The organism is Blautia glucerasea, from assembly GCF_020537505.1.
Lineage (GTDB): Bacteria > Bacillota > Clostridia > Lachnospirales > Lachnospiraceae > Blautia_A.
In genome coordinates this window covers 88,638-114,867 of record NZ_JAJBMO010000003.1, presented here as the reverse complement: position 1 = coordinate 114,867, position 26,230 = coordinate 88,638, and the positions used below count along the sequence as shown (strand labels likewise).

At 39.5% G+C, this 26,230-nt stretch carries 33 protein-coding genes and 1 pseudogene; all 34 read right to left on the bottom strand.

Annotation, left to right across the window (positions count from 1 at the left end):
• Positions 1–34: 34 nt before the first annotated feature.
• The 34 genes and pseudogenes from LIQ05_RS03700 to LIQ05_RS03535 all read right to left on the bottom strand — a co-directional run bounded on the left by LIQ05_RS03700 (position 35) and on the right by LIQ05_RS03535 (position 26,226).
• Positions 35–856: a hypothetical protein gene (locus tag LIQ05_RS03700; protein WP_226818713.1), complete on the bottom strand. Its 822-nt coding sequence runs from the start codon at positions 854–856 to the stop codon at positions 35–37.
• A 15-nt stretch (positions 857–871) separates the two neighbouring features.
• Positions 872–1,141 carry a hypothetical protein gene (locus LIQ05_RS03695; protein WP_195982816.1) on the bottom strand — a complete coding sequence of 90 codons (270 nt, stop codon included), beginning with the start codon at positions 1,139–1,141 and terminating at the stop codon, positions 872–874.
• A gap of 15 nt (positions 1,142–1,156) precedes the next feature.
• Positions 1,157–2,407 (bottom strand): hypothetical protein, encoded by a 1,251-nt coding sequence (locus tag LIQ05_RS03690; RefSeq protein WP_226818712.1) that lies wholly within the window; start codon positions 2,405–2,407, stop codon positions 1,157–1,159.
• 6 nt (positions 2,408–2,413) lie between these two features.
• Complete coding sequence (locus LIQ05_RS03685; protein WP_226818710.1) at positions 2,414–3,472, bottom strand: hypothetical protein; 1,059 nt, start codon at positions 3,470–3,472, stop codon at positions 2,414–2,416.
• Entirely contained in the window at positions 3,473–5,794 is a 2,322-nt protein-coding gene (locus tag LIQ05_RS03680; protein WP_226818708.1) for a fibronectin type III domain-containing protein, read from the bottom strand.
• Between the two features lie 2 nt (positions 5,795–5,796).
• A complete protein-coding gene (locus tag LIQ05_RS03675) occupies positions 5,797–9,630 on the bottom strand; it encodes a hypothetical protein (protein WP_226818706.1) in 3,834 nt (1,277 codons plus the stop codon).
• Positions 9,620–10,861, bottom strand: coding sequence for a phage portal protein (locus LIQ05_RS03670; protein WP_226818704.1), 1,242 nt, complete (start codon positions 10,859–10,861; stop codon positions 9,620–9,622). Before LIQ05_RS03670 ends, LIQ05_RS03675 begins: the two co-directional genes overlap by 11 nt.
• A gap of 324 nt (positions 10,862–11,185) precedes the next feature.
• Positions 11,186–12,931, bottom strand: a complete 1,746-nt coding sequence (locus LIQ05_RS03665) for a terminase TerL endonuclease subunit (protein WP_226818702.1) — start codon at positions 12,929–12,931, stop codon at positions 11,186–11,188.
• Between the two features lie 16 nt (positions 12,932–12,947).
• Positions 12,948–13,496 (bottom strand): DUF7211 domain-containing protein, encoded by a 549-nt coding sequence (locus LIQ05_RS03660; protein WP_226818700.1) that lies wholly within the window; start codon positions 13,494–13,496, stop codon positions 12,948–12,950.
• Positions 13,489–13,848 (bottom strand): hypothetical protein, encoded by a 360-nt coding sequence (locus tag LIQ05_RS03655; protein WP_226818698.1) that lies wholly within the window; start codon positions 13,846–13,848, stop codon positions 13,489–13,491. The genes LIQ05_RS03660 and LIQ05_RS03655 overlap by 8 nt, the downstream gene beginning before the upstream one ends.
• A 15-nt stretch (positions 13,849–13,863) precedes the next feature.
• Positions 13,864–14,289 (bottom strand): hypothetical protein, encoded by a 426-nt coding sequence (locus LIQ05_RS03650; protein ID WP_330633942.1) that lies wholly within the window; start codon positions 14,287–14,289, stop codon positions 13,864–13,866.
• On the bottom strand, positions 14,273–14,611 hold the full coding sequence (locus LIQ05_RS03645; protein ID WP_226818697.1) for a hypothetical protein: 339 nt from the start codon (positions 14,609–14,611) through the stop codon (positions 14,273–14,275). Before LIQ05_RS03645 ends, LIQ05_RS03650 begins: the two co-directional genes overlap by 17 nt.
• 438 nt (positions 14,612–15,049) lie before the next feature.
• Entirely contained in the window at positions 15,050–15,292 is a 243-nt protein-coding gene (locus tag LIQ05_RS03640; protein ID WP_195982799.1) for a hypothetical protein, read from the bottom strand.
• 9 nt (positions 15,293–15,301) lie between these two features.
• Positions 15,302–16,318 (bottom strand): helix-turn-helix transcriptional regulator, encoded by a 1,017-nt coding sequence (locus LIQ05_RS03635; protein WP_226818695.1) that lies wholly within the window; start codon positions 16,316–16,318, stop codon positions 15,302–15,304.
• Positions 16,319–16,512: 194 nt separating this feature from the next.
• On the bottom strand, positions 16,513–17,568 hold the full coding sequence (locus tag LIQ05_RS03630) for a hypothetical protein (protein ID WP_226818693.1): 1,056 nt from the start codon (positions 17,566–17,568) through the stop codon (positions 16,513–16,515).
• A gap of 232 nt (positions 17,569–17,800) precedes the next feature.
• Positions 17,801–17,989, bottom strand: coding sequence for a hypothetical protein (locus tag LIQ05_RS03625; protein WP_226818692.1), 189 nt, complete (start codon positions 17,987–17,989; stop codon positions 17,801–17,803).
• A gap of 386 nt (positions 17,990–18,375) precedes the next feature.
• A complete protein-coding gene (locus LIQ05_RS03620; RefSeq protein WP_195982793.1) occupies positions 18,376–18,579 on the bottom strand; it encodes a hypothetical protein in 204 nt (67 codons plus the stop codon).
• Complete coding sequence (locus LIQ05_RS03615) at positions 18,569–18,943, bottom strand: hypothetical protein (RefSeq protein ID WP_226818690.1); 375 nt, start codon at positions 18,941–18,943, stop codon at positions 18,569–18,571. Before LIQ05_RS03615 ends, LIQ05_RS03620 begins: the two co-directional genes overlap by 11 nt.
• Before the next feature lie 10 nt (positions 18,944–18,953).
• Positions 18,954–19,115 carry a hypothetical protein gene (locus LIQ05_RS03610; protein WP_226818688.1) on the bottom strand — a complete coding sequence of 54 codons (162 nt, stop codon included), beginning with the start codon at positions 19,113–19,115 and terminating at the stop codon, positions 18,954–18,956.
• A 26-nt stretch (positions 19,116–19,141) separates the two neighbouring features.
• Positions 19,142–19,429 (bottom strand): hypothetical protein, encoded by a 288-nt coding sequence (locus LIQ05_RS03605; protein ID WP_226818686.1) that lies wholly within the window; start codon positions 19,427–19,429, stop codon positions 19,142–19,144.
• 501 nt (positions 19,430–19,930) lie between these two features.
• Complete coding sequence (locus tag LIQ05_RS03600; protein ID WP_226818684.1) at positions 19,931–20,104, bottom strand: hypothetical protein; 174 nt, start codon at positions 20,102–20,104, stop codon at positions 19,931–19,933.
• A gap of 216 nt (positions 20,105–20,320) precedes the next feature.
• Positions 20,321–20,755, bottom strand: a pseudogene (locus LIQ05_RS20545) (hypothetical protein); the annotation flags it as partial.
• 200 nt (positions 20,756–20,955) lie between these two features.
• Positions 20,956–21,138: a hypothetical protein gene (locus LIQ05_RS03590; protein ID WP_226818682.1), complete on the bottom strand. Its 183-nt coding sequence runs from the start codon at positions 21,136–21,138 to the stop codon at positions 20,956–20,958.
• A gap of 447 nt (positions 21,139–21,585) precedes the next feature.
• Positions 21,586–21,891: a hypothetical protein gene (locus LIQ05_RS03585; protein WP_226818680.1), complete on the bottom strand. Its 306-nt coding sequence runs from the start codon at positions 21,889–21,891 to the stop codon at positions 21,586–21,588.
• Positions 21,884–22,264, bottom strand: coding sequence for a hypothetical protein (locus LIQ05_RS03580; RefSeq protein ID WP_226818678.1), 381 nt, complete (start codon positions 22,262–22,264; stop codon positions 21,884–21,886). The genes LIQ05_RS03585 and LIQ05_RS03580 overlap by 8 nt, the downstream gene beginning before the upstream one ends.
• Positions 22,265–22,590: 326 nt before the next feature.
• On the bottom strand, positions 22,591–22,734 hold the full coding sequence (locus LIQ05_RS03575) for a hypothetical protein (RefSeq protein WP_226818676.1): 144 nt from the start codon (positions 22,732–22,734) through the stop codon (positions 22,591–22,593).
• A complete protein-coding gene (locus LIQ05_RS03570) occupies positions 22,731–22,934 on the bottom strand; it encodes a hypothetical protein (RefSeq protein ID WP_226818674.1) in 204 nt (67 codons plus the stop codon). The genes LIQ05_RS03575 and LIQ05_RS03570 overlap by 4 nt, the downstream gene beginning before the upstream one ends.
• Before the next feature lie 238 nt (positions 22,935–23,172).
• Positions 23,173–23,355: a hypothetical protein gene (locus LIQ05_RS03565; protein ID WP_226818672.1), complete on the bottom strand. Its 183-nt coding sequence runs from the start codon at positions 23,353–23,355 to the stop codon at positions 23,173–23,175.
• Positions 23,349–23,558 carry a hypothetical protein gene (locus LIQ05_RS03560; protein WP_226818670.1) on the bottom strand — a complete coding sequence of 70 codons (210 nt, stop codon included), beginning with the start codon at positions 23,556–23,558 and terminating at the stop codon, positions 23,349–23,351. The genes LIQ05_RS03565 and LIQ05_RS03560 overlap by 7 nt, the downstream gene beginning before the upstream one ends.
• Before the next feature lie 137 nt (positions 23,559–23,695).
• Positions 23,696–23,890 carry a hypothetical protein gene (locus tag LIQ05_RS03555; protein WP_226818669.1) on the bottom strand — a complete coding sequence of 65 codons (195 nt, stop codon included), beginning with the start codon at positions 23,888–23,890 and terminating at the stop codon, positions 23,696–23,698.
• A complete protein-coding gene (locus tag LIQ05_RS03550; RefSeq protein ID WP_226818667.1) occupies positions 23,880–24,359 on the bottom strand; it encodes a Bro-N domain-containing protein in 480 nt (159 codons plus the stop codon). Before LIQ05_RS03550 ends, LIQ05_RS03555 begins: the two co-directional genes overlap by 11 nt.
• Entirely contained in the window at positions 24,356–24,676 is a 321-nt protein-coding gene (locus LIQ05_RS03545) for a hypothetical protein (protein ID WP_195982784.1), read from the bottom strand. Before LIQ05_RS03545 ends, LIQ05_RS03550 begins: the two co-directional genes overlap by 4 nt.
• A gap of 72 nt (positions 24,677–24,748) precedes the next feature.
• Entirely contained in the window at positions 24,749–25,447 is a 699-nt protein-coding gene (locus LIQ05_RS03540; RefSeq protein WP_226818666.1) for a hypothetical protein, read from the bottom strand.
• Positions 25,448–25,467: 20 nt separating this feature from the next.
• Positions 25,468–26,226, bottom strand: a complete 759-nt coding sequence (locus LIQ05_RS03535) for a hypothetical protein (protein ID WP_226818665.1) — start codon at positions 26,224–26,226, stop codon at positions 25,468–25,470.
• Positions 26,227–26,230 lie beyond the last annotated feature (4 nt).

Genomic DNA, 26,230 nt, shown 5'->3' with positions numbered 1-26,230 from the left:
ATTAAATTCTTCGGGGCACAAGGCCCCTCAGGTACTAACCAATAAGGAAATACGGACGAACCCCACCAGAGGACGAAGCGCCGGAGTAATTCGCAGGGCCGGTGGCGTTCACAATGGCGAAGTCAGCCGAAGACACTACATCTCTCAACCAATACCAGTATCGTAAGTTAACGATTGACGGATTAAGCATAGCTGCTGCGAACTGCTGACGACCAGTTGTATACTTGTTCGGAAGCGTTACACCATCATTTGCGGGCGCATACACATGAGTACCATAAACCATGATTTCGTTCATTAATTCTACCTGGGAATCAAACCATGCCCCAGCAGATGCATGACCATCAGTAACAGCATTTGTCAGATAATCTCTATGAGTGAGAAGCATGTCTCCGAATGCAGCCTTGATTGTGGTCTTTGCCTGCTCCAGACCTTCTTTGTACATCTTAGATCCAACATAACCGCCCTCGGTTGTGTTTGTATCATTCATAGCATGACTGTATAATGCGGAATCCGGGACGATTACCAAATGTGGTTTTGTGAATTCATTATCACCGCTATTGGTAAAATAGCAAATATCCCAAATTCTCCAGGTAATACCGTTAATCACCCAGTAATCGCCGATATATAGATTATCAAATGTTCTATTTCTAATTGCAGCTTTCTGCTCAGCCGATACGGATGTTCCAAGATTTCTTCCGCCCCAGATCATTCTGTGCTGCTCTGCTGACACCATACCAGCCAAGTCAATAGCTGCGTTTTTTGCTGTGATTTTCTTAGTACCATTCGTACCATCCTTGATAAGAATATCCCCACTGTCGAATCTTGTCGCAGCAGGATAATCAATAAGTTTACTCATTTCTTGTTCCTCCTTTTAGCAATTTATTGCGTCCGCAAACGCAGGAAGAGTCTTCAAATAATCATAAGCCTCTTCGATTGTCATATTTTCTTTGTACGGCAACTCATATGTAACTGTAGCCGTATATGCTGGTTTCCCAGCGTTTTCATTCTCTCTACTTTCTTCGTCCACATAGGAAATAACAGCAATCGAAATGTGCGTGTTGATTGCTGAATGAACAAACAGGATTCGATGATAACTCAGAGGAATACCATTATCCTGTTTTATAGATTTGCTTAAAGCCATTTTGAATTTTCCTTCTTAATTGAAATACACTGTAAACTGACCAGAAACGCCACAAGCATCATTATTGGTAACTACATTTGTAGTATTCGAAAAGTGTGCCATAACACTGATACAGTTATCAGCTAAGGTTGCTTCGTAATATTCCGGTTGAACGTTCGTATCTGCTCCAGAGCCATACAAATAATTCCCACCTTGTCGAATTATCAAACCCGGATTAGAAACTACGCTTACGGATGTTACTCCAACACATGGTCTCGATAAAGGAATACAAAAATGTAGATTTGCTTTACTGCCTGTAATAAATCCTCCGCCTTTATAACGCATATTAACGCAAGCGTCTCCTGGGGCATAATATGGTCTTATCCAGGTGTCATATAATCCAGAATATAATACTATATCCCTTCCCATTAAACATAATTGACCTCTTTTTGCAACCGCATGTCCATATCCAACAACCACTTGATCGCTAGAATTCACGTCAACAACAGATCGATAATTACCAGAAGTATCTGCCACCCACAGCCCATGACCGTTATTAGCAAGAAAATTATCTCCTGTTTTCACATTACTAGCTGCTGATATTTCTTTTCCAGACGATATTGCTCCTGGAGTTGAAATGTCGCCACTCATGAAAGCGAGATTTCCGTAAACATTTATAGATTTATCAAAAAACTCAAATCCAGCACCATTGGCGATTTCGGTTCCGGTACCCATTTTTCCGAGTTTTATGGATGTTCCATCGAAATATAGGATCTTCTGAATATTTTTTCCATTGAATATCGAATATGATTCTTTGGCACTCATTTCACGGGCTTCGATTTCCACACCAATAATTGATCCGCTTGCTTCTATATTCTGGGCAAACAAATCGTTTACGTTGATCTTATCTGCATTTACCGAGCCAGAATACAAATTTGCACCATCAATGTAGATTAAATCTTTGTCTTTTGCCCACGCTACAAGTTTTTTCCAACTTTCATCAGCGACTTTCCTAACGTCGTCCAGATCGCCCAGTCTTGCAGCTGGGGATGATAAATTTCCATTGATAATGACTGAATGGTTCTTAACCAATATAAGAACTCGCTCACCATTTATCGCATTGACCGTGGCACCGCAAGGGGTAAGTAAATCTGAACCATCCATTCGCACATACTTTTCCCCATTTCGAACAACTACTGTTCCATAAACAGCGTTTTCGCTTCTGCTTTTATCTTTGTTCGCAACAGTTTTTGCAAACTGAGATGCAATCTCGTTAGATAACGCCAAAGTCAATCACCTCCATAATTTTGATGTATATATCGCTGTTTCTGTAACTTTGCATCCAGTATCGCAAGTAATTGCCTGTTTCACGATTTTTGCTTTTACATTGTTAATACCAGCTGCCTTATAGTTCAAGAGAACACAATCCCCCAGTCTAACAGGGTAATACCCATGTGAAAATGTCACTTTATATTCCACTGTCGATAGCTTCTGAAGTAATTTTTCAGCATATTCTTTAACTTGATATTCTGTCGGTTCTCCAGAAAAATCTGGATCAGTGTCCCTATGGATTATTTCTCTCCCACGGCTAACCGTAGATGTGGGACTGTTGGAATCTTTGTTTACAACTCGGGCATAATAATTCAAGTTGTTCTTGGAATACACAACTTCAACTACATTTGGAATCCCGTATAAATCGTATTCTTCACTTACATCTGCATACAAAATAGAACTATCATCATCATTGAATTCAGTTACGGGCTGTAAAGTAGCCGTATCCTGAACTGGTAAGAACAGAACACGGCCTAATTCATCAAGCCCTAATTCGTATTTTGCGTTTGCTATAAGATCATCAATAAATGAAATCCATTTATCATCGGTATTTGCTGCGAAATCGAAATACAATTTCTCGTCACAACTAGGCTTCACGACCGGAGCCCTAACATGATTTCTTACAATCCGATAAGCTTCATCCATTACATTCGAGTCTTTTTTGATAAAATATCCGATTGGTGGCGGATTTTCTTTTAACTCAAGTAATGGCGTGTACGAGTCCATGTTAATTGTTCTTACACGACCATCAAACGCCGAGGATGGTGTTTGTACTAAAAAAGTTCCTAATGGATGCCTTTCTTTAATTCCATTTTGAATTGTTACGAGATATGCTCGAATATAGCACTCACCTAACCGCTCATTGATGTTGAAAGAAGCAGATCCTTTTGTCTCGGCGTCCTCGTCTCGCTCGATGGTAGCTGATCTTACAGTAGTAATCTGATCCTTATCTTTCCAAGTTCCAGGATCGACAATATAGTATTCGAAGGTTTGCTGCATAGATTTTTTCCAATCTGGCATTTATGCACCTCCTTCTACTCTTGTCAATTCTATCGAAACTGGTATCGTTAATGCACAATGTGTCTGTGATATTGATACTTTTATATGAGCCCAGTATCCGGTTCCTGATGGTTCTCTTGCGTAAACATCCCCCATCCAAACGGCAAGTCTTCTGAGAGCATATAAAGTTTCTTCGTCATTAGATGGCACTTCCATTTTCCATGAAGACGTTTCTCCAAGTTGTGTCCCGTAATAACTTACAGGTCGCTTTCGTCCAACATATTTAACAAGAGCTACATCTTTGTCATTCTTATCCGATACATCCACATTATACGGAAGTCTGACTAATGATCCTGTCCACGGAGGAGTTGCTACTTCATCGGCTTCGTTTGCCAACGATGAGTCAAAAGAACTCCATGCTTCACTCCATTGAATAATGACGCCGTCTTCTCCTATAGGATAACCTGGAGGATCATAATAAGATACAGCACCGGTCTTGATATCGGTAGCCACGATTCTGTACCTTGCGTAATCTAATGCCGGATGCGGATCAGTAACGTAATGGCCATGCGTGTTTTCAATACCGCTGGCAATTTCAACGAACTCGCCAGTGTATTCTTTTCTGTACACAGCTAATCGTACGTTTGCTGCGAGTTTCTCATTTTCATCTTCGCAATACGGTCGAATGATGCAGGAATACGTATCTGGATCGTATGCAATCTCTGCATTCGGCTCGTCAACTGTTTCATCCCAGCTCACCGTAAATTTGGTTGTCGCATCGCAACTCAAACCGATATTCATCGTTACAGTTACTTTAACCGTATACGATATACCATTTTCCAAATCTAAGTCGTTAGCTGAAATTCCAATTGCTAAATTTCCAGAAGCGTTGAAATATTTTGAATATACCGATTCTCCAGCAGTCACCATATATTCATTTCCAACTTGATCAGTTGTTTCATACCCTTCGTTGGCTGTAATATCAACATAATACCCTATTGGACTTTGTGTTTTTGGACCTGGAATCGCATTTATATAGAATGGGAAAGATGTTAAAGTTGATAGCGCTGTGCCGTCCATCTTACGTACATAAACAGACAATGTTGGATGTGCATATATATTAACCTCACGAGTTGCAGACCATTCACTATACGCCTCAGTAATACCAGACGTTCTAACTCTCCATTTTATGGTTGTGCCTTCTGTATACACTCCAGTATTGATGGAATATGTACTTGCTTTTCCTTGATCATCGTCGGATTTCGTATTTTGAATCGTCTGTGTCGTAATTCTACCGTCAACGTTCAATTCCAGTTGAGCATGTTTCTCATAAGAACCGTCTTGAGAATTATGAATCCAATATAGAATCAACGATTCTCCGACCATAGCTGTTGTTGTAGACGACCAGGTCGTAGGTGCTGAGGGTTCCTTTCCGATAACAACGGATGCCACATCGCTCCATCCAGAGTTTCCTGCACTATTAACCGCTCTTACCCGAAAGAAATATTCTTTTCCAGATTCAAGCCCTGTAAATTCAGCGTGACCGGCTTCGGATTCAATGGTTTTGCTTGTCACCTGGTCGGGATTTGCATCGAAATATTGTCTCTCAGTAGTGTACTGAATCTCATAACTCGTGCAGTTGACAACGCGATCCCAATCCATAGTAATGGAAGTTGACGACAATGCTCTAAGTGTTGTGATTTTTCCTGGCGAAGATGGTTGAGTAGTGATAGTACTCGAATAATCAGACCATGCGCCTTCGTCGTCCATTGTATATCCACGGCAACGAGCTTTATACTTATACCCAGTTTCGATCGTACAGGATATTCCAGCAGATTGATTCTGAATTGTGGAATACCCTGTATAGAACGGATCACTTGTGCCATCCTTGTAAACTTCAAACTCAACCCCGGTAGCCGTCCATTTCGAATCCAAATTAGAAATACTCAAATCAATCTGAGTTTTATTATACTCGTTGATACCGATTTCAGGTGCCGATGGTTTAGACGGCGGACTGGATTTGAAATTGTATTTTTTCTCGCTTGAAAATTTTCCCGTCCAATACGCAACATCTTTTTTATTGACTTTATGCGTCTTGGCAATCGCCTTAACTTTAAACTTTACCTTTGTAGCGTTCTCTGGAGCAGTATACGTACTCTGTTTTACAGTTTCTGTCGTATCAGCACCGACGAACCAGACGCCGTCTCCGGTTGCATAATACCAAATGCATTTATACTCTTTTGTGTGCGATTTACTCCATTTCCAGGTTGCGAAAATAGTACGCTCTGTACCAGTTTGCAAACCGAACTTTTCTATAGTTGGCGCAGATTTAGTAGTAGCCACTATTATCGCCTCCCTTCCACTACCACTGCTCTTGTTAATATCTCGATAGCATCGCTAACGCCGCTCGTATCATCATAAGTAACACCGCCGATATTGTTATAAGTATTACCAAGGTTGTTAAGTTTCTTTCCAAGTCGATTAATAGCATCAACAACATCAGAAGAATTTCCATTTTGATTTTGTGCCATCATTGTCGTGATGGCTCCGAGATTTCCACTTAATCCGATAGCATGATCCATTCCAAGAATTCCACCGATCTCATTTGCACCAGCTCTTACTGCACTTAGATCAAGAACCGGTCGAATTGTTGGAACATTATCAATGCCATTTGAAACTATCTCAGTAGCTTTATAAATAGCCCGGCTTAATCCTTCCCTGGCTGATAATCCAATGTTCGATCCAGCATCATAAGAAGCCTCACTATAATCGACCAAAGCATTCACAAAACCTTGTCCAGCAAATCCACCTATTTTATAGAAAACTTTTGATGGCGAATTAATATCAAGACTGCTTCTTGCTGCTTTTGACGCTTCAGATGCCATCTGTGCTGCGGCTGATGCTGCCGAACTGATATTATCTCTGATGCCAGCTGCAAATCCGCTGACAAGATAGACACCCGAACTATAAAAGCTACTATAATATGCCATAGACGCACTCGCACCGGCTGATGCTGCCGAACCAGATGCGGATGCGACCACGCCCATGCTGGAACGAAGACCTGCTGCAAGACCAAGCATAAGAGAAGATCCAGCTGTTACAAAATTACTCTTTTTATTTGCTACCGAATTTTTCGCTGAGTTCGCAATTGATGACGCGGTTTTCACTATAGAATCAATCGTCCTACGCATTCCAGTGGCAACTGCTTCTGCCAGCTCACTGCCAGCTTCTGAAACCGTGCTTACTCCACTCTTTAAAGAAGTAGCAAAGTCAGTAACAATAGTCGTTCCAAGTATCTTGAAAGAGTCGGTCGAAACGCTCACATTTCCAATAGCAGCTGCGAAATCTGACAATTTGGAAACGCTTCCGCTAAAGTCAATTGTTGATATATCCGAAACCGCAGTACCAAGATCTTTCACACTCGTACATACATTCGTTACATTATCCACAGAAACGTTATTGCAAGCATTAATCCCGTTTGCAAATCCAGTCAAAGCAGTTTCAAGATTAGATGGAATTGACACATCGTTCCATTTCTTTACAGAATCAGCAAAAGTTCCTAACGGCTCAGTGATGCCAACAATATCGGATGGGCCAACAGTAGACCATGCGTACACACCGTTTGCCAAATAGCTGAGATTGGTTCCTAAATCTTCTGGGATAATGATTCCGTCCCATTTCTTAATGGAATCCGCCATGGTTCCCAACGGTGTTGCCACATCTGCCATAGCATCCGCACCCCATCCGCTGAAGTTGAATGCTTTTACGCCATCTGCAAGATTACTAAGTCCATCTCCAATTCCGTCTGGAACAATTACATCTTTCCATTTTGAAATTGAGTCAGCTAAATCGCCAAGTGGAATCGCCATCGCACCAATAGCATCGGCTCCCCATCCACTGAAATTAAATTTCTGAACACCTGTGGCAAGAGATCCTAGTTGTGTTCCTAATCCATCTGGAACAATAACCCCAGACCATCGCTTTACCGAATCTGCCAGGTTACCAAGAGGTTCAGCCATAGCAGCAATTGCAGCCGCGCCAAATCCGGAAAAGGTATTCAGCAATCCGCCTAATGCAGTTTCACCAAGAGCTCCAGCCATAGCTGTTAAACCACGACCGATTTCATCCCAATCCATGGTGCCAAAAATCGTCAATGCATTGGCAAGTTCGCCTAAGCCTTGCACGCCAAGAGTAAGCGATGCGCTACCGATAAGCGAACCCAAACCTCCAAGATTGCCAACCAGGGCAGATACAACTCCAACCTCCGTTAAGGCGCCACCCATTCCGACAAGACCTTTTGCAATCTCGTCCCAATCCATGGCACCAATTTCAGATAGTGTTGCAGCAATAGGTTCTAATGACTGAGCAGCAATAAGAACGGCAGTTCCACCCAGAAGCGAGCCGAAGCCTCCACTAAGGCTTAACACGCTTAATGCTGCTGTAAACTCAGCAAGTGCGCCGCCCATTCCCGCTAATCCTTTGCCAATTTCTTCCCAGGAAAGAGAACCGATATTCGAAAGTGCTATTGCAATAGGTTCTAAAGCTTGAACGGCTATAAGAATACCAGTTGCTCCAAGAAGAGAGCCAAATCCACCAACCGCACTAAGAATACCAAGCGAAGCCGTTAACTCGCCCAAAGCACCACCCATCGCAGCTAAACCTTTACCGATTTCATCCCACGATAGAGCACCGAGTTTTTCGAGATTCTCTGATATTTCATCAAGAGATTGTACAGCCACAAGAAGACCAGTTCCTCCTAAAAGTGATCCGAAGCCACCCACCGCGCTTAATATTCCTAACGAAGCAGTAAACTCACCAAAAGCACCACCCATTGCGGCGAGACCTCGTTTGATCTGTTCCCAGGAAAGGTTACCAAGTCTTTCAAGATTTTCTGAAATTTCATCAAGAGACTGTACAGCTATCAGCATTCCAGTACCACCAAGTAAAGCTCCAAAACCGCCAGCTTTGCTAAGAACGCTTAATGATGCCGTCATTTCCGCCAAAGCTCCGCCCATCGCAGACAGTCCTCGACCGATTTCATCCCATGAAAACACTGAAAATTTAGCAAGCGCGTCTCCGAGCATCCGACAGGACTTCGCCAGTGCAAGCATTGCAACACTTGTCGAGAGGGAAACTTTTGCACCATTAATAATCTTCATTGCGGCTGACAATTCGAGAAGGCCTCCACCCATAGCAGTAAGTCCTTTTCCGATTTTCTCCCAGGATAAATCTGCCATTTTGACCATTGCGTCTGCCAATACTTTAACCGCAGCAGCGATAAGCACCATTGATGCCCCAGCTTTTATAAGCCCCTTAGAGCCATTTTTAGAGAGCACTTTTGTGATTACAAATAAAGTGCCACTAAGTTCACCGAGCATTACTCCAATAGCAGACAAAGATGTAACGACTTTATCCGAATCAATTTTTGCTATGGAATTCAGTGCAACTGACAATATTGCAATAGCTGCTGCAATACCGATTAATGAAGCAACTTTTATACCAGTTGTGAATGATGAAATTGCATCTTTCACTCCGTTCAGAAGATCAGAAAATTGTTTTGCAATCTTTGATGTTTTCTTCTCAAACAGACCTTCTATTCCTTCTTTTATAGTGCTCAATACGCCGGACAATTTCTTTGCTACAGCGAATATTCCGCCACTAGCTAATCCGGCAAATAGATCCCCAGCAGAAACATTTTCTTTAATCCAAGAGAACACGTTTTTCACAGCGTCGAAAATATTCGTTGCTGCGTTACAGATTGTCGTTTTTACAACTGAAAATACATCTCCCAGTGACTCTACTTTCTCAAGAGCAGGATCTATCACTCCAGCAATTCCTCGGAATGTATCAAAAATACCGTCAGATAGTTTTGATAAGAATTCGCTGACATTTCCACTTTCGTTGAGAGACGTCAAAAAATCACCGACAGATGCTGTTATGTTCAGCAATCCATCGATGATTCCGTTTAGTCCTCCAGAACCAAGAAACTTTCCAATAGGACTGATTATAGAAGAAAATCCTTTTTTCAAAAGATCCACAGCCGAAAATACACCCTTGAAGGTCCTTTTCAGTTTATCTGAGGTCTCATCACTGATTTTCAATCCATCTTTTTTAATGACTCGACCATCTGCGCAGGTCAAATCATTTCGTGTGGCCCAGCCACCAAAGTCATACTTCATTTTGATTAATACCTCCTGTGTCTCTTTCTTCCCGAATCGGACTTTCGTTTGGCTGACTGAGATTACTATTTCTAAGCTCGTCTGCCTTTGGATCATCAGACGGTTTCCATCCGATAACCTGTCTTATTTCGTTTGAAGTTGCGATTTCATTTCTTGTGAATTTGTCTGAGATTTCTGCAAGATCTGCAACTGGAACCAGTTTGAATGGATCTCTGAAGAATTTAATAGAGTTGTTCTGGGAACGGGCTGTTTTACTAAGAAACTTCCGTTTCATTTCGTCAACAATAGCTGCAATAATTGGCTCAATAGTACGGTTGTAATAATTCAGCATGGTTTTATCGTCTGCTGTTCCATCAAGAATACTCTGAGTGATACCTAACTGGCTATAAAGCATACTCGTAAGGTATTCAATCTGTTTCATCAAGTTGTTCTCCAGCGAACGATTTAGCTGAGTTATTCTCTCAGTACCATCAGTGTAAGCAATGCCATACTTGGAACCTGCTAATTGCTGCTCAATGTCTTTTCGTCTCTTTTCAGCCTGCTTACGTCTTGCTTCGGTTTTAATCACGTAAGGTAACTGAATGATTAAATCCAACTTTCCAGAACTACTTTGTTCGTCTACAGCATCCAGTAAATTCAACTTTCGAATCAATCGCTGCATTGTTGAATTCGGTTCGTTTATTACTGCGTATAACGGATTTTCAACGATTGCCACTGTACTTTTAGGAACAACAATGTCCTGTTTTCGTCCTTTCTCTTCGTTGTATAATTCAACGCGAACGTGCTTTGGATACCAATCTCGGATTCTGCCCACTCGCATAGACAGGATTTGATACCCTGTCGTATCGTCTGGATCGTCATCAGTATCAACTGGAACGATTGCTATACAACCTTCATCCATCATGGACATAACTGCATCTTGTATAAACGCCCGTCCTGTCTGATCCAGATTGGCTTCTGTTGATAAACAATTATTCAGTCCACTTTGCACAACATCACAAAACTGCCCTTCGGCATCCAGCTGAACGTGCTGAATATCTATGGCGGCTACATCTAAAGCTATTCGGTTATAAACTGATGTTACAATTGATCTCTCGTTTCCACGAGTCAAACGAAATCTATCCGGTCGATATGAATACCCATATCCAATGTCTTGAAACACCTTTGTCGGCTCTCGATTTCGAAAAGCATTCCAGGCATTTTTAAACCTGGAACCCACTGATAATTCCATTTTGAATTTTCACCTCCATTTACTACATGTTGACACTTCATCTGTCACCAATTACAATATATGGTATGCGTAAAGCAAATCTAAAAGGATTGGGGGTATGTTATGATTAACTACAGCAAGTTTTATAAGCCATCAAGCGACAAGGAACCGAAATTTCCTAAGTACCTGGCTTATATGGAACGCTCTGAACGCAGACAGTATGTAAGCTATTCGAAATACTTTGATGCTAACAGAGCAAAGCACGAGAGTCACGAATAGTGGCTCTCTTAAATCACTCCCAACCCATTTAGATTTGCTTTACGTTGGATACCTCAAAAGTGTAATCTATTCAAATGCCTCTTTATTGGCTTTATAAGCCACATACGCATCTAGCATTGCGGCAACGGCATCAATCTTATGATCCAGACGCTTCTTCAATAGTTTCCTGTTTCCATTTGTATCTTCCAGTGTGATACAGTTACCCATCGTGAATGTCATAAGTTCTTCATCAAACAGCAACATCCTTTCTTCCGATAACTTTTTCAATTCACCTAATGGTACTGATTCTGTCCTGGCTCCCTGGATAACTTTTTCAATACCAAACGGACCATTTTCACTCGCCCATCTTTCTACAAACTCTTTTGCGTAATATGGATCATAACCGAAACTCCGAACATCATACCCGCATTCAACAATGTGGTTGTCCAGATCTTCATAAACCTCCATCATGTCAAGGACAGTACCCTCAAGTACAATAAGGCTGCCCTCATCGCGAAACTGATCATATTTAACTCTCATAGCCGCTGGAAGTTTCATTAGAGTTAACGAAGAAATGTAATTTCGAGTTTTAACACCAAAACAACCATTTGATAATGGAAATAGAAAAGTAAAAGCACAGAAATCATCGCCTCGCGATAAATCTGCGCCCATTGAACATGGCATTTGCCAATAATCTCTTTTCCTATGAGGAAGAGTTTCTTCATAAGTGAAGTAATATGTATAGCCTTCCATCGGAAGACCAAAACGTTTTGCAAGAATATCATTTCGAGCGGCTGGAGCTTTCTCAGCTCTGTCGACATCTCTTTGATATGTCTCGTAACTTACTGTTTTTCCTATATTTGGGTTTGCTTTCAGCCATTTTCTTGGATTGGGGACTTCATCCACAGAATCGAGTTTATACCACCAGATTGATACATGAGGATTGACATAATCTCCTTTGAGAATGTCCATCAATTCCATTTTGATTGTATCGCCAGCTCCATTACGGACAGTACCCTCCGAACTGATTGCGACAATCAGATAATCTTCTACTTTAGATGCTCCCTGTTCAATTGCTCCGATAACATCTTCTCTGATATCGCCAGAAAGCCATTCGTCGACTGTTGCCATTTTCAGCTGTAGTCCCTGGAGCTTGTCTATTCGCATTGGTCGTACTTCCAGTAGTGATCCAGTAAGAAAGTTCTCGATTCCTTTTTTGGTAGAAGATAACTTCATGCGATTTGCTTTAGAACCGGTTGTATTTTGCAAAGAACCTTCTGTTAAGAATTTATAAAACGGGCCTCTGGATCTGGTGATAGCCGTTCGAATCGGAGATAACACCTCTTCTGCCTGTTTCATTGTTGGCGCAGTTGTTATCTGATGAGTCGTTGTAACATCCACATTAAGAAAAAAATTTTGCAAGCATGAACCATACATAGATTTTGCAGCGCCTCGTGCAACTATCAGATACTGCTTGTTTATCAAACGTTTCCTCTTAATTTTTGTTACGTACCTTCCACCGTATCCGTCCTCATAAGGTACATACACACGATTCTCTTCAAATTCATACCATCCGAATATTTGCTCAGCCCAGACCTTAAATGAATCCAGCAATTTCAAATCAGAACCATCGGTTAATGTAAGCTCGTTTTCACAATACTTGATAAAGCCTTCTACTGCTTGATCGTCATAATACACATCTGGATCAGCAATAAGATCATCGATTCGGTTCATTTCCATTTCGATTTCTTTACATACCGGAATCTCGCCTCGAATTACGGCATCTCGAAACTCGCCGTAATATTTCGGGACGGCAGTGTTTGATAATGCCATATTGTTCTCCTACTGTTTAATCGTCATCGTCCTTATCATCCGGTCCCACTTTCCAGAATTTTCCAATCTTTTTGTTGTCATTTGCCTGGAAGATTCTGGCACTTTCCTCTTTACCTACAACCGAATCAAGATACTTCTTAGTCTGATTAAGAACCAAACCCGTAACTACAGTCTTAGCAGCTTTTTTAGGTGCTTCTTTTGCTCCTTCACGGATTCCCTCTTTAACGCCGTTCACGGAATTTTTCAGACAGCTTTTCACATATGTTTTTCCACGGTTAATTGTTTTCTCGCTAAGATCTTTCATCTTTACACCGCGAAATTTAGAAATCACTTTCCCAATTTTTTCTGGATTCTTATGGACATAATAAGCTGCTGCCGCAACCGTAGCTACACCCACTCCAACTCTGGCAATTCTCTTATTTCGTTCGGTTTTCTGTTGAGATGTTAAGGGTTCGGCAGACTTCCGTCGTCCAGCAGATGTCAATGTTCCATCTTTATTCTGGTAACGACGAACGCCCCATTTCATACCCTTAACGCCATGATGTTCTAAGAATGTGTTATCCATTTTGATTTTCCTCCATGTCATCATTCTCTGCTGCCCAGTTCAATCTTGATTCGTACTCGCTGATTTGTGTTTTATAGCACTCTAATACAGCGCTGCTCATTGGCGGATCGAAAAGCAGCTTTACTTTTAGAAACATATACGATTTAACCAAATTCAATTTTGGTTCGTCTTGCATAAACTCCACCCAGTTAGTTTTGTCATCTGTGACCGTGAAGCCAGACGCTGGACCAACGCCTAACTGCGTTAAAACTGAAAACACAGAATTAATGTGCATAAGGATGTCAGCATCGAAATGCTCATATTCTGTTTCAATGCCTAACATCTTCTTGACAGAAGTAAGTATGCTGTCCATATAGATCTCACCCCCTTAATTTCTTTTCCATGGACATGTATCGTTTGCCCTCCGTTCAATTGGCAATGCAGGTAATAAACTCGCATCACCGTAATGAATAGCATTATGTGTAGATAACACTGTTGTAATAAGATAATCTGGATTCAAAAGCTCATCAGTTTTATGTACTATGTCACTCAAATTAATCGGGTTCATATGATGAATAAGTATCTTCCCATGTATCTCATAACCCTCCACTCCAAGGTCGCATCCATTATCCCGAATAATGACCGCTCGTCTGACAGAAGTCCATTCTCTGGACTTATAAAATATCTGATTCATGTACCGATCAAATCCGAATGTTTCTTCTCCAACAATTCCGTCCAGCTTCAGATATTCAAATCGGTCTTTAAAAGTTTTCAACTTGATCAATTCGGAATATGTTCTAATCATCTTCTTCATCCCCATGACCACTATATCCTCGAAACGCCTTTAATGCTTCAGCATACATCTGCTCCTGTCTTTCCATAGATTTAAGATTTTGTGTTTTGGCGTCGATTAAATCTTTTTGCTTTTCAAGTATTTCTTTTTCGATTCGTTCTTTTGTTGAACCTAATTTCAAATAATGTGTTATAACCTGGGATGAAGCAGTCCCTTCTCTTAACTGTTTTTCAGCAAGATCCACAGCTAAGGAAATAAGTTGGTTTTCCCTTGCCTCAGGTGTTAGAGCCGGACGCATCATGGAAGAACTGTCTTTTGATGCTTTTTGCTTTACTTTTCCCATACTTGATGCCTCCTTTCTGTAAGTTGATCGATAGTTTATACGCACTTTTCCTGGTGTTTAAACAGACTTATGAGAATTCTGATAAGCATTCCATCTGCCGAAAGGAGATAAAAAGGCAGCCAATATCAATAAACTCATAAGCCTGTTCAAGCACCAGTCCGATTTGTTTTTCAAAAAATATCCCCCGGGGAAAAAATAAAGACCGGGGCGATGCGGGGAGGGGGTGCATTTTTAGCAAGCCCCCTCTATCCCTAATTATCATCGTTCCAGTCCTAATGACTTGTCTTTTATAGATTTGATTACTTTCACGTGGATGATTATGTGAATTTGTTGCACTTCAATTACTACAAAACGATAATTATTGTTGATTTATGTTATGTTGTAACTGAATATTTATTTTTTTCTTTTCTGCCTATAAGCACGGATGGTTTTCTCTTTTTAATTTAAGTTCTTTACCTTCTTATAGATTCCTCTAAAATCATACTTGATGATTTCATCAATTGCTCTCTCAACTTCAATTCTATTTTCTTCATCAGAAAGCTGATCAGATGTTCGAGCAATTCGTCCTAAATAAGAAGTTGAATGATATCCTTTTTCCTCGTCAAACATGAACCATTCATCAAATTGTTTAAAAGGATCAAAAGGATTATCAATCGTGGTTAATGCACAATCTGCTGTCATTTAACACTCTCATCCCTTTCCATTTAAATACTTTGAAACTGTAGAAGTTGATACGCCAAGAGCATCTGCAATCTCTGAAGTTGTATAGCCAGAAGCACGCATTGCTGAAATTCTATGCTGTTTTGCTGTGCTCAAAGAATTTGTAGCTCGCGGAGTTGCTCGCTGACGAATAGTATCAATATTTGTATTATTCAGAATTTGAATAAGTTTATTCTCACTAATAGCTCCCGCCTGGATAGCCTCCCATTCTCGATCTGTAATCTCGACAGGTGTGCGATGCGCCCCCACAGAGGTTCTTGCTGAAGATAATGCCTGCTGGTTTGCTTTTTTTATCTCAGCTTTTGTCATGTCTGGATTTTCTTTCTTCTTTGCTGCCACAGTTGCATTCGCCATCACCTGTGCCTGTCTCTCCCTTGGCGCATTCGATAATGCAATGTTAAGTTTTGCAGACAATGATTTAACTTCCCCCTGGTAGGTATTCTTAGCAGCGGCGGAATAGGCAATCTTACCAGTATTAATCATCTCTCTTCGAGCCTGGTTCGCCAATGATTTCATGGTATTAGCATAATCAGCATAGGCTTCCTCTTGCGGAGTACCGGAAGATAACTCACGAGCATCTTTAGCTTCTGCCATCTTGGTACTGTTTTGCATTCTGAATTTGAGTTTACCATTTTTATTGACATACTCTTCTTTTACGGTTTTGTATGATAAGGAACCATCTTCATTGATTATTGGAGAACCTTTTCTCTTGTAAACCTGAGTTTCAGATTTAGCTCTGGAAATCAACGTTGAAGCACCCTCATGATAATTGCCATCTTTATCAATGCTACCTTGATACTTTTTCTTTAACGAGGCAATACCATTATCGATCTCGCTCTGCTTGTAATCCAAAGCATGTTTCTCTGCATCAATAACAACCATGCTGTGACGGATTGCTCTGGTAAGTTCTTCTTCGGTAGCTCCTTTCAAAGTCATATCCGTAATCAAGTTAGAGACTTTCCCCATTTCGATTTGTTTATTGCCCATTTTCTTATAGGTCTTTCCATTTCTTGAATAGTACTCTATCTCTCTTGAACCAACGGTTTCAACTTTTACAGGAGAGCTCGAATCTGGACCATACGCTTCTTTAGTATCAAATCCGATCAGTCCTTTTAACTGTGGTGTTGAAGTAATTCTAACTTTGCTGGAAGTTGAATTACATCTCTGTCTACAAATATAATTTAATTTTTTTTCAAATACACATCTCCACTTTGGGAAATATAAAATTCTTTTACCTCGGAAACTGCACGCAATGTTTTCCGAAGCGTTTTTCTCATTACAGATTCCTCACCGTTATTCAACGAATCGATCAATTCACAAACATCTTTTTCGTATTGAGATTTATCAATCTTTTCAAGCCATCGACCTTTATAATCAGCTATATGCTTTTTCAAAATGCTAAAACTGCTAAGCATTCTTTTTTCACACTTATCGATATACGCTGTCATCTCCCGATCAATGTACTTGATAAATTCGGCATCATAATTTTGAGAAAAATATGTTTCCAAAATACTGCTCATTCCATACAACTGAATCGATAACTCTAAACTCTCTTTTATCTGGAACGCATTTCCAACTAACTTTTCTATACCATCTTTTCCATTCACGGTTAAGTCCAAATCGTTCATGTAAAATTCAGCATCTTTAATGGCAACCTTTTTTGCCTCCTGAAGACTTGCAATTGTAGCTACTCGTTGTTCGTCATGAGCCATAATGGATGAAAAGTTTTCATAAGCATACTTAACAAAACTCACTTCCGATAGAAGCTCAGCCTTCTTATCCCCATATAAGAATTCCAGAATTTTATCAATGTTCTGATTTATCTTCTTTAGTTCGGAATTAACCTGCGTAATAAAATACTGTCCCGACGCAAACGCCATTGCTGAAAATGCACCGAGTATCATCGCCTCATTCTTTAATGGATATAACGATGCGGTTCCACCAAATTGACCATTTTCTTTTTTCCAGAAACTCATGAATCCACCTTGCTTTAATGACACAAGCGTACGATTAATACCATCTGGAAATTTTGCGATATACGCATTAGCCATTGAACTAGTAGCAAACATTTCTGGTAAATGCTGAATGGCATTGCTCATTTGGCACTTTTGATCATTAGTTAAACCAATCTTAATATATCCATTGGCGAGATCGTATGGTGTGTTAACTGCCTCCAACTTAAAATCATTCTCCAATTCCATCAGTTGCATTATTGAATTATTCTCCGATTCACTCATACTCTTCCTCCATCCAATGGTAAATTAAGAGCATTAAAAAAAGTGCGCCCCATAGAGACGCACCGAAAAAATGCTTCTCCCATTGTTGCCACACAATCTCGTACCGTTCAAGGGTATAAGTAAAAGAGAGAATACACTTTTTACCGAAGCTATTCCCTTGAACGTTTTATGCGATATACGATTGTGTGGCGTATTTAGTATATCACGAATCAAAAAGAAAAGAAAGAGTAATTTAGGCAACAATAAGTTTTCCTCGTTTTCTAACATCATCATAGATCATCTGGCTTCCATCTCTGAAATATACGATAATGCTCATATAATCATGTGGTCTAAAATCTCTTGCATTTTTTGACAAGGTTGGATATACAGTTTTGAAATTGTCAAATATATCTCGCCAGCTCACTTTTCTTTTTGCACTCATAAAAATCACTCCTTTTTCGGTTTTGGTCAAAAGCCCACTTTTATTGGCCATATTTATATATTATATTAATTTTTTTATCATAATAGTTTAAAGAAAAAAAGTGGGAAAGTGGGCAAAAAGCCCGCAAACCCGCATAAATACTGGGTTTTTCGTGGTCAAAGTGGGGTTTTAAAAGTGGGCAGAAACCGGGCAAATGGCCAGAAATTTGACCAAAATTCCGATTTTCTGCTCCATTTTTCTTCAAATTTTTCGCTCTGGTCAAAAATAAGTGGGCTTTGGTCAAATCCTAAAACCCAAAAGTGGGCAGAAAAATGACCTGTTACTACCAGGATTTTTAACCTAGATTAGACGAAATTCTATCCTAGATTAGAAATATTCGTCACTTTTTACCTCCAAATTCTACCAGTTTTCTTGTCTTTCACAATGATTCTTTCTTCGATATGGAACCCGGAAAGCTCACAAATAGTGAAGATCGCATCGAGAAGTTTATGAAATCTTTCATCCCCATCCTTCTCAATATTCTTCAAAGCATTGTAAACAGTTGGATCAGAATACCCTTCACTGTTCTTTCTCATATCGTCATTTACCATTGATCTGTCCCTCCCTGAATTTTACTCCCCCATATTTCCAGAGGTCTTCTTTTAACTCATCCAAATCCAGTTCGCCGTCCTGCCATTTCTCATAATAATCAATCAAAAGATCGGCAAACTTAGGAATCTTTTGCGGGTATGATTTTTTCCAAAAATGGTCCATGAGAACCTCTAAGGGTAAGGTCAGCAACAGAGTAAGTGCTGTGTTTACAGCTTCATCGGTAGCTTCCCTCTTGATTCGTACAAGTTCTTCTCCAATTTTCTCACGAACCATTACATCTAATTGCTCTTTTGTGAGATTGTATGTAACCGTTTTAGATTTTTGTTCCTGTTTCTGTTCTCTTCTTCGCTCGGCTCTTCCCATAACCGTCACCTCACAAAGCGATCCAGTTTCGTTTGGCAAAGAACAGATATCCGCCGACAATTAAAGTAAATAAAAAGAACGTTGCATCCCACTCAACCGGGACTGACAACGCTCCAATAAGAATCGTAATGATTGCAAATATCTTATTCAAAATTAACTCTTCTCTCCACATGTTATTTTTCTCCTCTCACAGCTAAATTATTTATTCAATTTTGTTTTGATGAATCGGTAAATAAATGTGCATGCTTTCGGATCTTCTGATTCTAACTCTTTTAATTGTTCATTCAGATCGTCGGGTTCCATACTGAAGACAAGTAAATCATATAATTTACGAACGATTTTGATTTCCTCCTCCGTTTCTTCAACAAAGCAGTCATAGCCGAAAATATTTCGAACGTCCAATACAAAACTTAATATTCCGTCAACACTTTTCTGCAATATCTCCAACTCTTCGTGTGTTGCGACTTTTACCCTTTTCATTTCCATATATTATTTTTCTCCTTTTCTGACGAACCAAATTCACTTAATTCCACGCCCATATGAATGCCAGCAATGTGGCAATAATATGCCCAATAATCCAAAACTTGTACATAAGATATACGAAATTCCATCCGTTATTATCTGGATGTTTTTTATAATAATTGACTCCCGATGGCATTGCCCACCATATAGAAACATATAAGACGACGCCAATCATGATCGAGATAATTTTTAAACACCACTTTAAATCGTCCATAATAGTTCCTTTCTATTAAAATATCTTCGCCAATATGTAAATAACGAAGATTATTAAAATACATAAAATCTCATCCATTTTCTACCTCATTTCCGCCATAACGACTCCAATATAATAAAAACACCACATGCCGAGTAAGCACATGGTTAGATAATAGAATATGATGCACAATGTATCGTTCAAACCTGGTAAAATAAATTGCAGCAGCATCCAGAAGATTGTCATAATTAATACTATAAACACCGTTACCGTCATTCCAATTCCTCTTTGTCTTTCTCGCATGCGAACGCACCACCATACACAGTCATTAGTACTAAAATTACCCAATACTGCCAGGTCTCACCACCATATCCCATTTTAATTAAAATTATAGCAACCGCACAAATCGCTGCAAATTCAATTATTTTTGCAATAATATATTTCATATATCAGTCCTCCTTACTTCCAGTCTTAATCTTATCAGCTGGTATCGCTCGTCTTGCGTCAGCCTCCATCTCGGCTATTGTTATTAACTGATCTGGACACATTTTAGCGTATTCAGCAGTGCCATGTACTTCCCAAGGATCTGGAATTTCACGGACTTTTATGATTTCCTTCCAGACTTCTTCTTTTATCGCCTCACAAGAGTCTACGGTAATCAACTCACTATACGGAAGGCTCTCGATCCACTTACAAACCTCTCGCCATTCATCCAACTTGTGATTTTTTCGCTGTCTGTAAATATTAGCCAGCACCTCATAATTCAACATAACATTGCGAGTCTGGTTATAGCTACTCGGAAGAAGCTGGATCATCTGCCACCAGTCATCCTTAGATTTAGTTTCAAGATATTCAGTGCGATATAAATTTAGCATTTCTATCGTATATCGGAGAATGTCAAGTGGTGTAGCCCATACTTTATGAGGTGATTTATCGTCTTCATCAACCATAGCACTGGTTATCCAATCCCTATCAAATGGACTGTTTTTCAAATGTTCCGTCGAGAAATCTTCCAACGTAAACTCTTTCTCAGCAATCTTATGCATCGTACTACAGGAGTTCGCAACAGTACCAACCTTATATGTATCAAATTCTTTCCCATTAATGGACTATCTTTTACTCACTAAAATAGTGAAGACACCATTTCGGTTTTCATGGGCTTCGTTTCCTAAAACCCAGCTACGTATCAATAGTAGCCCTACTCCCCCGCCCAGAAGGCATAGGGGATAGCCTCTACAGGTTCATTTCAAAAATACAAAAGAGAAAGCCCTAGTATATTTCAACTAAGGCTTTAATCTTATTTAGTAATATCATATCCTCTTCTCGTATACATATCAACGATCTTCATCATATGCTTCTTATTGAATTCTTCTGCTTGCTCATCGCTTTTTAAACCTAAAGCGTGTAAAGCGTTATGAATATCAATCAAGTTTGCATGGTAATGAGTCGCCATCTTAAGTACTATCTTTTCTATGGACATAATAATCACTCTCCTTTCATTAAAGTAGCTGTATTTTTCGCGAAAAAAGAAAATATCGAGCGCGTAAGCCGTCCTTTCGCTCAGTCACAGATTCGCAAACAAAGCCTTTATCATTCCCAATTCATTACTGAATCGTAGCACTATTTTGTATATAGGCGTTGGACCTTCACGGCATCCACAATCTGCACCTTTTTCTTTCATAATACAATGCGTATTTTTCGCGAAATATATTTTTGAAATGTTTCCCACGGGATTCCAATGGGTGGTTCCCCGTTAGCCACGCTGAAATATAAAAAGAGAAAGGGTAAGGTCCTACTTACCGTCTATCCCACTAGGTCTTACGCAATTCGTCACCGAACACGCCTGGTCTTTCTCTCATAATACAATACATATTTTTCGCGTGACCCCTGCTGATAAACAGGTAAAGTGTTTCATTGGCAGAAAGAACTACCAATACAACGGCGCTGTAATTCTCACATACACGGGCATCATTCTCATATATTTACGATGCTCCGTACCGGCGTTGGATAAGCGCTGCATGAGCGAGTGATCATTTTCGCCAATGTATAAATTTTCCCATTCCATACCGCATGGATCGTATGGAAGATTATAACATTCTTCGCATTTATCTCCATTTTTACAACCTATCCAACTATCACTCTTCTCCCATGAATTCATAGGATTTCTCATTCCCTCGATAATAAACTCCATCTGCTCTGGACTCGCCAGAACCACATTTTCTAATTTAATCATTTTTCTTCTCCTTTCTGGAAACATAATATTCCGCACTAGATGGTGCTAACGTGATAGATATAGACACCAATTCAGCGGAGTCAATAACTTTTATACCGTATCCCATATGACTTTTAACCGCACGATAATATCCACCGCATCCAACCTTATCGTATTCAAGTAATTCTAAGATATCATCCATTTCGCTTTCAATTTCTGCCAAAAGCCCTTCTTCATCTTTAATAACTTTCGCAATACCAATGGGATGTGACTTATCAAAATTGAAGAGCACAAAGACTTTGCTTGGGATTTTAATAGTTGCTGATTTTGGAAATTGGACACCATTTTTATCAATAAGATTATATTTTAGAAACCGCCCGGATAACTGAATCATTCGATAAACACCCCCAGAACCACATTTTCTAATTTAATCATCTCTTTTTGTTTCTCCTTTCTGGTCGGGAATTTTTGCAGTAAGCAAGTCTACAATGTCCGTCCGTTCCATTTCCCATAAAATCTTTTGTGGCCGGATTCCAATGACGACATTTTAAACACTTTCCGCTTGGTTGAAATAAGTTGGCAGCGATTCCAATATTACTCATGCTTCTTCCACCTCTCCAAATATTTGTTCATACTTTTCCGAATCGTATTGAATCAGAATATTCTCAACCTCTTTTTCATATAATGCTTTTCCATAGGTAGTATAATTAGATCTATACGTTAAGAGCCAATTATCTTTGCTGCTTCTCCACAGTCGCGCATTGGTGTACCTAATAGTTCTCCTTTATACCAATATTCACATTTATCAGAGATAAGCTCCATCTTATCCGTATCATACTTTAAGTTGTTTATTACAAATATCATATGATTGAATCCTCCTCATACTCGATTTCTACGCCTTCAATATCGGTTTCATAGTTGTGATAAGCTATGGTTTTCATTATTTCCACGTAATCGTCGTTATTCAATCCCATCGGACAATTCTCCAAAATATCGATCAAATCTTTAATAGCATCTGAATCAGCACGAGATACCATGATTTTATAAGTAATTTCGCTTTTCACTTTTCCGTCACCCTTTACTAAACAGTACTTTAATAATTCCCGCAATCAGCCAGTATGGACTAGCAATCATGGCATACATCATAGCTATGGCTGTTTCCAAAAGAGGTCTCTCGTTTACAAGTACTTTTATTTTGTCAGTGGAAAGAGCATATAAGCAAAATATTGCCCCAATAAGAATCCATAAAAATATAAAAATCTTAAAGCTGTACATCATAGTCTCCTTTCAAAAGAACATACATTATAAATATTTGTGTCTTGCATCGCAAAGCATCCGCTGCCGTTTGTACGGATCAGATTCATCCTCAATTTTTCTCACAACATCTTTTGGGTAACAAAGCTCTTTAGCAGCCGTTACATCATTTCTCCATCTTACTGTTTCGCTCTCTGGTCTTTCTCCCCAGTTCCCAACAAACTCTACCATTGTCCTCCCCTTCCTCTGTGAATAGTCAAACTCATAAAAACGTTTTTAGATACAGGAGTAAGTCCACAACTAAAAGAAGGATGTGGTGACAATTCCCTGTTATAATCTTCAACAAACCCGGAGCCTTTTGCTCCATCGGATTTCCAAATAGGCGCGCCATAAATCGCATTTTCATCCAACGCATTATGTTTTGTTTTTCTCATAACGATTTTCTCCTTTCAAAATAATGCGGGCGGTGGACTATGCCGCGTCGTCCGGGGTGCTAACTCTCGTGTTACATTCATTCCGCTTAGGTAGTTTTTCGTACCTGGAAGTCGTCACTGTGACCTAAACCGCATTATTAAATATCATTCTTTTGTTTCTTCTTTAAATATCCTCCACCAAAATCGCTAAAACGAATATCCAATCCCTTCAGACCTTCGTTTCTGGCATATGCAGCAATTAAGCCCATGCACAATTCAAAAGTCTTATTGTCAATAACTAATCCAGCATGAATTTTGACCTCTATGCAATCCTTAACGTTATCAATCTCCATCTGAATCTTCCTCATAAGGAATCTGCTCAACGTCTCCGCCCTGCACAGTTACTGACTGCATGAGTTTTCCAGTTTCTTCATCAAAGTAGATATTATCCAGAGCATGGTCCCATTCTTCAAATTGCTCTGCGATATTTCGCCCTTTGGTTCTTCTCATGTTAATGAGTTCGTCATGCACAATTCGTCTCCAAGCTCTCGCGATCTCCATACGACTCTGGGAAAGAATATTGTACAACCCATTCTCAGTTACAAAGTTGACGGATCGCCGCTGACCTGCTACTACCATTGGTAGTTTCAGCTTTTCGTCGTCTTCACACATCTCAAGCATTTTCCATTCGTTACCAGAACTATATTCGATAACATGGCTAATGTCCTTAGCCTTAAATAACGGAGCATCAAGATCTCCATACACATTAAGAAGCTTTCCACCGAAAGATATGGTTCCTGCGATTTCAATATTTCTACTCATTTGAGATTCCCCTTTTCTCTATATAATTTCACATCAATAGCCTTCTGAATTTCTTCCGGGCTAATATTAAAAATGGACTCAAGGAAATTCAGACAAATATAAGCATCTGCCATCTCTTCCAAGAGTCCATATTGATCGTGATATCCTCGAATTTCTTTGCTTACCTGCTGTTGTAATTCTGCAAATTCTTCCATAGCAATGGTACACTTCAATTTCCATGGATCTTTCTCTACACTCCGTCTTAATATGCGCCGACGTTCTTTATCAGAAAGTTCCAAGTTACTATTCATCCCTTTAATAAAATTATAGCGTTTCATCTTGTTCCTCCCTGTACAAAGAGAAGCATAAAGACTCCAAGAATAACGCCAATAATAAATCCGATAATAAAATTAAGCATTATTATCACCAGCTTTCTCTAGTCGTGCTTTTGCTGCTTCTTTTCTCTCCAGATATTCTTTTTCATCAATCTCAGCAAATCCTACCGGTGCATCTTTGAAATATCGGTTGATTTCAACTTTTTCACCCTTAGGGGTTACTACATATAAAATACCAACCGTATCGTAGTCGCCGTTCTTTGGATCTACTAGGAAATCTTCTGTAAAAACACGATATGCGTCGATCAAAGGCATATAAGGCATTGCGATAGGAAATAGTTCGCTCATCACAGTATCAATCAAACCGCTGTGATAACTACAATGTGGATTGGAAATATTGACTCCATGAAAACGATCCACATCTGTATACTTAACAGTTCCGTCGGGTTTAACATCCTTGAACAGAGAGCTCATTCTCTTGCACTGGTAATGTTTAGAAGCATCCTTTCTGCCGTGTACTTCATTCCACACATCTTCAGTATCTTCGATTGGTGTAAGAGGCTTACCAGTAATCATTCGATTGAGAATAGCTTTAGTAAACATAATACTCGCTCCAGAATGTTCATCTTTGCAAAGGGTTTTAAATGCTTTCAGTGCGCTTTCATAGCTGGCACAACCATAATCGAATTCGTCCCCTTTACGATGGCAAGCAATCTTTACCTCATTTTCAGCCCATAACTCCATTTTTGATTTTTCTCTCTTAATTTTGCTCATTTTCGTAATCTCCTTTCTTTTTATTCAAGCCATTCATTGTCAAGATAATAAAAACCGTAGACACATGCTCCGATTAAAATTATCCAGAAAATCCAGAATAACCATAACGCAAAATCGGATTCTAAGTGATCTACGGTCTCATCAATCGTCATATTCTCATAGAATGGTGAATTATTTTTTATTGTTTTATTTTTTAATTCTGTAAATATCGTCCCAGTGTACTTCAAACCAACTCCATAGTATTTGAAACGTACATGGGAAGATTCCTTTAATGTGTCAATATAATCGTCGTCCGGTAATTGAATCTTCTTACTTGAGAATATATGTTTCAAGTAAGATACCTCTTTGCAAGTCTTATCCTCACTCCTGACATAATCCCATGACCAATAAACTTCCGTCGTATAATATGTGTGGGATTTTCCATTCACAGTCCTTGTGTGAGCTACCTTACGAGTATGTCTCGTGTAATGCTCTTCAACCTTTCTCACATACATATACTTTCCACCAATCTCCGGATAAGTAACAGTGTCAACAGCTTCCAAATCACCATAGATAAATGCGTTTCCAATATCAGTCCGCATACCATATTCAAACAGATCTTGTTCTTTAATCTTTACCGCTTTGTTATACTTTTCGTTTTTATCCATCAAATGGTCTGAGATTTTGCCGGAAATTATAAAGCCAATGAGTAACAGAACTGCAATGATAGATATACTTACTAAGATCTCTCTTTTTGTGATTTCAAAGTCTCCGAAATCAAATCTGTTCCATTTCTTCATAAGC

Bases quoted from the DNA above. Each gene is read 5' to 3' on its own strand.
- LIQ05_RS03650 (WP_330633942.1), bottom strand. From the start codon at position 14,289: ATGAAGAAGATGATTAGAACATATTCCGAATTGATCAAGTTGAAAACT.
- LIQ05_RS03665 (WP_226818702.1), bottom strand. From the start codon at position 12,931: ATGGCATTATCAAACACTGCCGTCCCGAAATATTACGGCGAGTTTCGA.
- LIQ05_RS03540 (WP_226818666.1), bottom strand. From the start codon at position 25,447: ATGAGCAAAATTAAGAGAGAAAAATCAAAAATGGAGTTATGGGCTGAA.
- LIQ05_RS03600 (WP_226818684.1), bottom strand. From the start codon at position 20,104: ATGAAATATATTATTGCAAAAATAATTGAATTTGCAGCGATTTGTGCG.
- LIQ05_RS03590 (WP_226818682.1), bottom strand. From the start codon at position 21,138: ATGTCCATAGAAAAGATAGTACTTAAGATGGCGACTCATTACCATGCA.
- LIQ05_RS03560 (WP_226818670.1), bottom strand. From the start codon at position 23,558: ATGAGAAAAACAAAACATAATGCGTTGGATGAAAATGCGATTTATGGC.
- LIQ05_RS03580 (WP_226818678.1), bottom strand. From the start codon at position 22,264: ATGATTCAGTTATCCGGGCGGTTTCTAAAATATAATCTTATTGATAAA.
- LIQ05_RS03605 (WP_226818686.1), bottom strand. From the start codon at position 19,429: ATGGAAATGAAAAGGGTAAAAGTCGCAACACACGAAGAGTTGGAGATA.
- LIQ05_RS03550 (WP_226818667.1), bottom strand. From the start codon at position 24,359: ATGAGTAGAAATATTGAAATCGCAGGAACCATATCTTTCGGTGGAAAG.
- LIQ05_RS03635 (WP_226818695.1), bottom strand. From the start codon at position 16,318: ATGGGCAATAAACAAATCGAAATGGGGAAAGTCTCTAACTTGATTACG.
- LIQ05_RS03670 (WP_226818704.1), bottom strand. From the start codon at position 10,861: ATGGAATTATCAGTGGGTTCCAGGTTTAAAAATGCCTGGAATGCTTTT.
- LIQ05_RS03700 (WP_226818713.1), bottom strand. From the start codon at position 856: ATGAGTAAACTTATTGATTATCCTGCTGCGACAAGATTCGACAGTGGG.
- LIQ05_RS03535 (WP_226818665.1), bottom strand. From the start codon at position 26,226: ATGAAGAAATGGAACAGATTTGATTTCGGAGACTTTGAAATCACAAAA.
- LIQ05_RS03675 (WP_226818706.1), bottom strand. From the start codon at position 9,630: ATGAAGTATGACTTTGGTGGCTGGGCCACACGAAATGATTTGACCTGC.
- LIQ05_RS03685 (WP_226818710.1), bottom strand. From the start codon at position 3,472: ATGCCAGATTGGAAAAAATCTATGCAGCAAACCTTCGAATACTATATT.
- LIQ05_RS03610 (WP_226818688.1), bottom strand. From the start codon at position 19,115: ATGTGGAGAGAAGAGTTAATTTTGAATAAGATATTTGCAATCATTACG.
- LIQ05_RS03640 (WP_195982799.1), bottom strand. From the start codon at position 15,292: ATGACAGCAGATTGTGCATTAACCACGATTGATAATCCTTTTGATCCT.
- LIQ05_RS03655 (WP_226818698.1), bottom strand. From the start codon at position 13,848: ATGGACAGCATACTTACTTCTGTCAAGAAGATGTTAGGCATTGAAACA.
- LIQ05_RS03615 (WP_226818690.1), bottom strand. From the start codon at position 18,943: ATGGGAAGAGCCGAGCGAAGAAGAGAACAGAAACAGGAACAAAAATCT.
- LIQ05_RS03645 (WP_226818697.1), bottom strand. From the start codon at position 14,611: ATGGGAAAAGTAAAGCAAAAAGCATCAAAAGACAGTTCTTCCATGATG.
- LIQ05_RS03695 (WP_195982816.1), bottom strand. From the start codon at position 1,141: ATGGCTTTAAGCAAATCTATAAAACAGGATAATGGTATTCCTCTGAGT.
- LIQ05_RS03545 (WP_195982784.1), bottom strand. From the start codon at position 24,676: ATGAAACGCTATAATTTTATTAAAGGGATGAATAGTAACTTGGAACTT.
- LIQ05_RS03630 (WP_226818693.1), bottom strand. From the start codon at position 17,568: ATGAGTGAATCGGAGAATAATTCAATAATGCAACTGATGGAATTGGAG.
- LIQ05_RS03625 (WP_226818692.1), bottom strand. From the start codon at position 17,989: ATGAGTGCAAAAAGAAAAGTGAGCTGGCGAGATATATTTGACAATTTC.
- LIQ05_RS03565 (WP_226818672.1), bottom strand. From the start codon at position 23,355: ATGGTAGAGTTTGTTGGGAACTGGGGAGAAAGACCAGAGAGCGAAACA.
- LIQ05_RS03555 (WP_226818669.1), bottom strand. From the start codon at position 23,890: ATGGAGATTGATAACGTTAAGGATTGCATAGAGGTCAAAATTCATGCT.
- LIQ05_RS03575 (WP_226818676.1), bottom strand. From the start codon at position 22,734: ATGATATTTGTAATAAACAACTTAAAGTATGATACGGATAAGATGGAG.
- LIQ05_RS03620 (WP_195982793.1), bottom strand. From the start codon at position 18,579: ATGGTAAATGACGATATGAGAAAGAACAGTGAAGGGTATTCTGATCCA.
- LIQ05_RS03585 (WP_226818680.1), bottom strand. From the start codon at position 21,891: ATGATTAAATTAGAAAATGTGGTTCTGGCGAGTCCAGAGCAGATGGAG.
- LIQ05_RS03660 (WP_226818700.1), bottom strand. From the start codon at position 13,496: ATGGATAACACATTCTTAGAACATCATGGCGTTAAGGGTATGAAATGG.